Raw genomic sequence first — 6,920 nt, 5'->3', positions numbered from 1 at the left:
TCACATGAAGAAAGCGCACATTAAAGCGCAGATGGACGGAAAGAGAATGTGAAATACTTCGAAGGTTCCATCCAGCTATGAATGTGCACGAAATTGCAAAGATGCTGAATAGACCTTATTCTGCTGTTGCCAGAAAAGCTTCTAACATGGGACTGAAAAAGCGAACTTATCCAAATCTATTAGACGCTGAAATTCGAAAGCTTAGCGAATCAGGATACACAGCAAGGGAAATAGCAGAAGAACTAAAATTCCCATTACAAACAATTAGAGAATATCTATGTCGCTGTAAAATTGAATACAAGAAAGAAACGAATGATGCACACATTTGGCGACAATATACGCAATCAAAATCAAAAAGGAGTAAATACCATGCTAACAACTGAAAATATCAATCATTTGCTGGGCATTAAAGAAAGTTACCAAGCATCCGATAAACTCAAAAAAATTCTATTTGATAAAGAAAAACGGGAAAAGTTGTTTCTGGACTTTTTGGAGCTTGAAAAGGACGTCAGCTATGACTGGTTTCACATCTACTTTCAAGATGAGCACGCAGATCGTAAGAAGCACATGCAAGACTTTACACCAAACGAGCTAAGTGATGTTGTTTCCAAACTAACAGGAGAATCGCAAAATACACTTGATATAGCAGCTGGGACCGGAGGAATGACTATTCGCAAATGGTGGGGTGATTGTTTGCGAGAAGGTCCATTTGTTTATCTGCCATCACAGCATCTGTATCAGTGTGAGGAGTTATCGGATCGAGCTGTTCCATTCTTGTTGTTCAATTTATTGATAAGAGGCATGAACGCAACAATTGTTCATGGGGATGTATTATCACGCGAAGTTAAGCAGGTTTATTTTATACAAAACGAACATGACGATCATTTACTTTTTAGCAATTTAAATGTGATGCCGCATAGTAAAAAGGTGGAAAGAGAGTTTAATGTTCAGAAATGGTTAGACGGCGAACTAGTTCACATTGAAAGTGTAGATATGCCAAATCATTTGCAAGAAATTGGAGGGTGAGGTGTGATGTACGCAATAAGGCATAAGCGTAGTAAAAAGTTCGTATACGGCACGGATAAACGCTATCCTGGCTTTCGGCAACGTACTTCAGACAGTACAGCGTTATTATTTGAAAGTTATTTCACCGCGCATTTTGAGTTTAAGGAACGTAAAGTATCGAAAAAGCTTTATGAAATTGTGCCAGTTGAATTAGTTGTAAAAGGAGAGGAGCGCGAACATGAGTCGTGAAATTGAATTTAGAGGTAAAAATATAAACGGGTATTGGGCATACGGTAACCTATCTGTTATCAAAGAAAAGCTAGATCGAGCGGGAGTAGGCACTTATATTTCTAATTCATCAGGCGCTCCCTTCGCGTATCAAGTTAGACCTGAGACAGTCGGACAGTATACGGGATTAAGCGACAAAAACGGCAACAAGATTTTTGAGGGGGATATTGTAGCGCCATCTGGTTTTGTATCGGAAATTAACCAGCCTGGAATCGTGAAATGGTGCGATAAAAAACTTTGCTTTTACGTTGATTCAATTGAAACTTTAATATATTCCGAGGGATATAAAATGTATTTCGGATTGGATAGCGCTATTAAAATCATCGGCAACATTCACGAGAACCCCGAATTATTGAAAGAAGGTGCGGAATGAAATTCGACAAAAAGCTAGAAAAGGCGATATTGGAAGATTTAAAGGCGCGGAAAGCAAAAGCCAAATACACAAACGCAGCAGAAGATCATGCGAGTGTAGCGGAGTTAGAAAAAGAATTAACGTTTTTCAAGGCTGGCTTTGTAAATCAAGCGCCTGCTGAGTGGATTGAGCGGTATTGTGAGGAGGATGACGAATGACACCAAATAACTACATTTTCATCGTCCAAGAAGTCAAATCAAAAAAAGTAGTACGTGCGTTTCAAAACGAGCTATCAGCGCAACATGAAGCGTTTGAACACGAAGGTAAGACGGGCAATGTATGCGAAGTTATCGAGGTTGATTTTGAAGCGGTTGGGGTGATTAGGGAATGAAACAAGGCGTTCACATTGATAATATGCGATATGTAGAAGATTTCGAAAGTGGTTCTGGCGGATATAACACGCTTGATTTTAGCATGATGGACGGGAGCGTAATTATCGCATCCTACAGTTCCACAGATGAATCACAGCACGACTTTGATATTGATTTTAAAGACTGGAAAATGATTCGTGACGCAATCGATAATTGTTTTAAGGAGCAACTTAAAGACGAGTTTGTTAAGAGTATATTTTAGAGGAGGAAGCGGAATGAAAGAATTAGATACGATGGAACAAATCGGTGTTTTCACAAAAAAACGCATTGGAGGCGGCAGAAAAGCTATACGGTGACGATATAAAAGAGGCGGATTTCACAATCATTCAACCTTACGCGAATGGACAGGGGATGATATTACGTGTAGGCGATGATGAAAACGGCGAACGAGCTACGAAATTAGATACGATCGATACTTTGACTATACTGCCCACTATCGACGCGACGTTAGACATTTACGAAGAGGAGGCGCAAGACGATGACGCAGAATGAGAAGGATAGAGAAATCATGGATACAGCGCTAGAATTTGTGTTCTCTATGGGACTAGAAGGATTAGAACTTGATGAGCGAATTGGTGATGCGATTCTATTAGCCAACAGACTCCTCACAGAGCGGGAGAATGCGGAGGTTGTTTATAAAGGTTCCGGCGCTTATCCAGAATTTTGGACAGAAGATGAACTACGGGTTTTTAAGAAACTTAAGAAACATATGCAACTTACTAAAGGCGTGTGGATTGCTGATGGGGAGGCGGAGTAGATGAGCAGACGCATTTATAAACAAGAATTAAATATGATCGGTGAAACAATTATGTTTTGTCCACCTGGCATTAAAATATTGGGAGTTCAAGTTCAAAATAATAAAGCTGTTATTTATATAGAATCAGGCATTCTTTTAGACGGCAGGCCACACGGAAATGTTCAATTAAAAAAGAAAACATTTATGTCCGCGATGACTGGTGAATGTGTTCCAGAACAAAGTTATTTTATCGGCACTCTCATGTTTTCAAACGGCGAATTTGTAACGCATGTTTATGGGATTGAGGACTGATTAAATGCACCTAATCCAACTAACGTTCATACTAGCAACAATCATCCTAACCACAGTACTAATCACCTATCATTTTACGAAAGGAAGTGATAATACTCGTCCTGAAGCTGTAACTTCAAAGACGAGCGCTTATAAAACAAAAACTATGCATAATTTAGCACGATTGGGGGTTAAAGTCAATGACAGAAAGCCAAATTATTATGTCCGAAATAAATAGAACGGTGAACAGAACAGGGCAGCAATTAGCAAATAAAATTATTAAAAGTGACAACGATCTGGACAATTTAATGCACAACTTAGAATCGCTCACAGCTAAAATGAAAGAGAGTCAAAAAGCGTTTTATAAAGCGAGGTTGAGAGAAAATGAGTTATCTCTTGCAAAAGTATAATTATGCGCTTGAACGATGGTTAAACGTCCGAGAATACAACTCAAGAAAGAAAGCGGATCACGGACGTGCAGTGTGTATTAGAAAAGACCGCGGGAAATACCGGGTGATTAAAAATGAACAATGAAGTAGAAAATCCGATGGTTGTAGACGAATACTGGAACGATGGTTTCAGACATTAGGGAGGAAAAAGAATGAATATTGAAAAAATGTTAGAAATGCAAACACAGGTTGATGCGAAAATTATGGAGAAGGTTGATATCGAAGCGGGGTTATTACAGAATAACTTAAAATTAGCGCTGCAAGTAGAGATTGCGGAATTTGCTAATGAGTTACAAAGCTTCAAACACTGGAAACACAGCAAAGTGATTGACGATGCGAAAGTAAAAGACGAGTTAGCAGACTGTATCGCGTTTGCTTTAGCGCTAATCAATCATTATGATATCGGTAATTTGAACACGGAATTAATGCTTAATACAAACGAAGCAGAATCAGAAAATCAAGATTCAGATATCACGTATTCATTACTTGAAGCGCTACGTATTTCAAGTGACATTTGGGGACAAGATGACGTTGTAAATATTTTATTAATCTTGTTAAACCTCGCGAAAAACACGCTACACTTCACCGAGGAAGAGATTGAAAAAGCCTATATGGATAAAGCAAAAATTAATATTGAACGGCAGGAAGAGGGTTATTGATTATGTGGATGGATGTTATCTATCGCGGTGAAGGGATTAGCTTGCATGAATATGAGGGGTTAGAATGTATGTACAACTGGCTTCGTAAAAATAAAAAAAACGCTAGAAGGTTGTTCTATCTATGATGAAGTGATTGACATGTACTTTTTATTAGATAAGAAGTTTCAGGAAATGAGGCGAAATGATGAAGTTGTATGAGCTAGGAAATAGTTATCAGAAAGTATTAGATTTAGCTGGACAAACCGAAGCAGAGACTTTAAAAGACACATTAGATGCTATCAAAGAAAGTATTGATATTAAAGCAGAAAATTTAGCGAAAGTTATTAAAAGTTTAGAAGCGGAAGTTGCTGGTTTTGATGTAGAAATGAAAAGGATGGCTGATCGTAAAAGTACTATTAAAAATAATGTCGATGGCTTGAAACGTTATCTACAAACCGAATTAGAAAAAATCGGGACGGACAAAATCAAAGGGCAGCACCTCACCATTGCAATACAAAATAATCCGCCATCGGCACGCGTAGAGGACGAAAGTAAACTTATTGCATATTTGGTCGAACAGCCTAAAAAGCTCGATAAAAAAGCCCTTCTCGTCGATTTAAAGGCAGGTATTGAGGTGGACGGTGCGGAACTGTATCAGGGTAGGTCATTACGGATAAGATAGGAGTGATAAAGTGAATATAAAAAAAGCAAGTGAGATAACAACACCGTCGGCAATTAGGTTGATTTATGGTGATCCAGGTAAAGGAAAAACGTCCACAATCGGATTCATGCCGGGTAGAACGCTAGTGATTGATATCGATGGCACATCTAGTGTTTTAAAAGGTAAAGATAATATTGATATTGTGGATATGCACGATCCTATTATTGTAGAAAATGGGTACAGAATTGGCTTACCTAAATTGCTTCAAGAAATTAAAACAAATCACCTAGACAGTTACGACAATATCGTTCTTGATAATATTTCGGAGTTAGAAACCGCCATGCTCACGGAGTATGGGAAACACGGCAATAACAACGGTGTACCAGGCATTCAAAACTATCAACAGTTGCAATTTTGGGAACTTGACTTAATCCGATATCTGAAAACTTTTGGTAAAAATATTCTAATCACGGCTTGGGAAGTGTCGGACGAATGGCAAACGGAAGCGGGACAGATATTTAATAGGTCCTACCCACAGATTCGGAAACCGATTTTGACGAATGTTATGGGTTTATGTTTACAGGTTGCAAGGTTGTCTGTATCACCTAAGACAGGGAACCGCGGGTTTACATTAACACCGTCTGATGCAGTATTTGCGAAGAACCAGATAGATGATCGTGAGTTTTGTTTGCAGGAAGAATTATTTAATAGCGGTGATGTGGATGCTAAAGCTTAGAGTGTATCAAATCGAAATCATCAACGATGTAAAGGAGGCGTTTGTGCAAGGATATAGAACACCATGTGTTGTAGCTCCTTGTGGTTAGGCGCTGGAAAATCGGTCATTCTATCCGAAATCATCCGCAGAACAACACATAATAAAAATAATGTGCTGTTCCTAGTCCACAGAAAAGAATTAATAGATCAAATTCGTAACACGCTGCAATCAAATGATGTAGACATGGATTTTGTCACACTCGGCATGGTCCAAACAATTGTTAGGCGCTTAGATAAAATGGTGGTACCTTCTTTAATTATCATTGATGAAAGCCATCATGTCCTAGCTAACAGTTACAAGAAAATAATCGCTCACTTCTCAACAGCTTTAGTCGTCGGGTTCACTGCGACACCTGTTCGCTTAAACGGCGGTGGGCTTGGTGATATCAACGATACACTAATCGAAAAGGTAACCGCAAAATGGCTCATAGAAAATAACTTCCTATCCCCTTACAAATACTATGCGCCTGAAATCGTTCAAACAGATACATTAAACATCAAGCGTACAGGCGAGTTCGATATGAGCGGTTTAGACGACCAGTTCAACGCTCGAATGGTATGGGGTGATGTGATACGGCATTATCAGAAATTAGCCCCAGGAGAACAAGCGATATTGTACGCCAGCTCGATATATCAAAGCGAGAAAATGGCAGCGAGCTTTAATGCTGTAGGCATTTCGTCGGCACATATTGACGGTAAGACACCTAAAACACTTCGTGATGACATCATAAAACGATTCCGTGAAGGCGAAATAAAGGTCCTTTGCAATTTGGATTTAATTGGCGAAGGCTTCGACGTGCCAGATTGTTCTACCGTGATTATGTTGCGACCTACGCAGTCACTATCGCTATATATTCAACAGTCTATGCGGGGTATGCGTTATAGACCAGGTAAAACATCCATTATCATCGATCATGTAGGAAATGTAACGCGTTTCGGATTACCAGATATGGAACGCACATGGTCCTTAACGCCTCGTAAGGGCAGTAATGCGACGAAAGCCGAGGCACCCGTTAAAATATGCAAAGAATGTTTTATGACTGTGAGCCAGACAGTTAAGCGGTGTGAACATTGCGGGGCAGAGTTCAAGGTTGAGGTGAAGGCAGTTGAAGTGGATGAATTAGCCGAGTTACAAGAAATAGATGAAGCATCGTTCACCCTTGACTACAGAGAGCCGGGGGATTGCAAAAATATGGGTGAGTTATATGAATTAGCAAAAAGCAGGAATTATAAACAAGGGTGGGCGTACCACCAAGGAAAATTACTAGGTTTTATCAAATAAAAAAAACGAAAGT

Annotated in this window: 14 protein-coding genes; all 14 read left to right on the top strand. The window is 39.3% G+C overall.

From position 1 onward, the window contains the following. Nucleotides 1-369 precede the first annotated feature (369 nt). The 14 genes from PROCOU_RS09945 (at nt 370) to PROCOU_RS09880 (ending at nt 6,907) form a co-directional block, all read left to right on the top strand. Nucleotides 370-1,026 carry an N-6 DNA methylase gene (locus PROCOU_RS09945; protein ID WP_036072016.1) on the top strand — a complete coding sequence of 219 codons (657 nt, stop codon included), beginning with the start codon at nt 370-372 and terminating at the stop codon, nt 1,024-1,026. Between the two features lie 3 nt (nt 1,027-1,029). Continuing rightward, a complete protein-coding gene (locus PROCOU_RS09940; RefSeq protein WP_149023657.1) occupies nt 1,030-1,254 on the top strand; it encodes a hypothetical protein in 225 nt (74 codons plus the stop codon). Next, nucleotides 1,244-1,666: a YopX family protein gene (locus PROCOU_RS16630; protein ID WP_051994336.1), complete on the top strand. Its 423-nt coding sequence runs from the start codon at nt 1,244-1,246 to the stop codon at nt 1,664-1,666. Before PROCOU_RS09940 ends, PROCOU_RS16630 begins: the two co-directional genes overlap by 11 nt. Then, nucleotides 1,663-1,863: a hypothetical protein gene (locus PROCOU_RS09925; RefSeq protein ID WP_036072014.1), complete on the top strand. Its 201-nt coding sequence runs from the start codon at nt 1,663-1,665 to the stop codon at nt 1,861-1,863. Before PROCOU_RS16630 ends, PROCOU_RS09925 begins: the two co-directional genes overlap by 4 nt. Next, a complete protein-coding gene (locus tag PROCOU_RS17765) occupies nt 1,860-2,036 on the top strand; it encodes a hypothetical protein (protein WP_159101210.1) in 177 nt (58 codons plus the stop codon). Before PROCOU_RS09925 ends, PROCOU_RS17765 begins: the two co-directional genes overlap by 4 nt. Then, nucleotides 2,033-2,278, top strand: coding sequence for a hypothetical protein (locus PROCOU_RS09920; protein ID WP_036072011.1), 246 nt, complete (start codon nt 2,033-2,035; stop codon nt 2,276-2,278). The genes PROCOU_RS17765 and PROCOU_RS09920 overlap by 4 nt, the downstream gene beginning before the upstream one ends. Nucleotides 2,279-2,322: 44 nt before the next feature. Further along, complete coding sequence (locus PROCOU_RS09915) at nt 2,323-2,568, top strand: hypothetical protein (RefSeq protein WP_036072010.1); 246 nt, start codon at nt 2,323-2,325, stop codon at nt 2,566-2,568. Continuing rightward, nucleotides 2,555-2,833 carry a hypothetical protein gene (locus tag PROCOU_RS09910; protein ID WP_036072008.1) on the top strand — a complete coding sequence of 93 codons (279 nt, stop codon included), beginning with the start codon at nt 2,555-2,557 and terminating at the stop codon, nt 2,831-2,833. The genes PROCOU_RS09915 and PROCOU_RS09910 overlap by 14 nt, the downstream gene beginning before the upstream one ends. Then, a complete protein-coding gene (locus PROCOU_RS09905; protein WP_036072007.1) occupies nt 2,834-3,124 on the top strand; it encodes a DUF7352 domain-containing protein in 291 nt (96 codons plus the stop codon). A 179-nt stretch (nt 3,125-3,303) separates the two neighbouring features. After that, a complete protein-coding gene (locus PROCOU_RS09900) occupies nt 3,304-3,513 on the top strand; it encodes a hypothetical protein (RefSeq protein ID WP_036072004.1) in 210 nt (69 codons plus the stop codon). 191 nt (nt 3,514-3,704) lie between these two features. Continuing rightward, entirely contained in the window at nt 3,705-4,211 is a 507-nt protein-coding gene (locus tag PROCOU_RS09895; RefSeq protein WP_036072002.1) for a dUTP diphosphatase, read from the top strand. Nucleotides 4,212-4,392: 181 nt separating this feature from the next. Next, nucleotides 4,393-4,872 (top strand): siphovirus Gp157 family protein, encoded by a 480-nt coding sequence (locus PROCOU_RS09890; RefSeq protein ID WP_051994335.1) that lies wholly within the window; start codon nt 4,393-4,395, stop codon nt 4,870-4,872. 10 nt (nt 4,873-4,882) lie between these two features. After that, nucleotides 4,883-5,587: an AAA family ATPase gene (locus PROCOU_RS09885; RefSeq protein ID WP_036071997.1), complete on the top strand. Its 705-nt coding sequence runs from the start codon at nt 4,883-4,885 to the stop codon at nt 5,585-5,587. 63 nt (nt 5,588-5,650) lie between these two features. Next, nucleotides 5,651-6,907, top strand: a complete 1,257-nt coding sequence (locus PROCOU_RS09880; protein ID WP_036071995.1) for a DEAD/DEAH box helicase — start codon at nt 5,651-5,653, stop codon at nt 6,905-6,907. The last annotated feature ends 13 nt before the right edge of the window (nt 6,908-6,920 follow it).

The organism is Listeria rocourtiae FSL F6-920, assembly GCF_000525975.1.
GTDB lineage: Bacteria > Bacillota > Bacilli > Lactobacillales > Listeriaceae > Listeria_A > Listeria_A rocourtiae.
The sequence above is the reverse complement of the archived record's forward strand: the minus strand, read 5'-3'. Positions and strand labels throughout refer to the sequence as shown.

Excerpts from the sequence above, each read along its gene's own strand:
- PROCOU_RS09945 (WP_036072016.1), top strand. The coding sequence starts at position 370 with ATGCTAACAACTGAAAATATCAATCATTTGCTGGGCATTAAAGAAAGT.
- PROCOU_RS16630 (WP_051994336.1), top strand. The coding sequence starts at position 1,244 with ATGAGTCGTGAAATTGAATTTAGAGGTAAAAATATAAACGGGTATTGG.
- PROCOU_RS09925 (WP_036072014.1), top strand. The coding sequence starts at position 1,663 with ATGAAATTCGACAAAAAGCTAGAAAAGGCGATATTGGAAGATTTAAAG.
- PROCOU_RS17765 (WP_159101210.1), top strand. The coding sequence starts at position 1,860 with ATGACACCAAATAACTACATTTTCATCGTCCAAGAAGTCAAATCAAAA.
- PROCOU_RS09920 (WP_036072011.1), top strand. The coding sequence starts at position 2,033 with ATGAAACAAGGCGTTCACATTGATAATATGCGATATGTAGAAGATTTC.
- PROCOU_RS09910 (WP_036072008.1), top strand. The coding sequence starts at position 2,555 with ATGACGCAGAATGAGAAGGATAGAGAAATCATGGATACAGCGCTAGAA.
- PROCOU_RS09905 (WP_036072007.1), top strand. The coding sequence starts at position 2,834 with ATGAGCAGACGCATTTATAAACAAGAATTAAATATGATCGGTGAAACA.
- PROCOU_RS09900 (WP_036072004.1), top strand. The coding sequence starts at position 3,304 with ATGACAGAAAGCCAAATTATTATGTCCGAAATAAATAGAACGGTGAAC.
- PROCOU_RS09895 (WP_036072002.1), top strand. The coding sequence starts at position 3,705 with ATGAATATTGAAAAAATGTTAGAAATGCAAACACAGGTTGATGCGAAA.
- PROCOU_RS09890 (WP_051994335.1), top strand. The coding sequence starts at position 4,393 with ATGATGAAGTTGTATGAGCTAGGAAATAGTTATCAGAAAGTATTAGAT.
- PROCOU_RS09880 (WP_036071995.1), top strand. The coding sequence starts at position 5,651 with ATGTGTTGTAGCTCCTTGTGGTTAGGCGCTGGAAAATCGGTCATTCTA.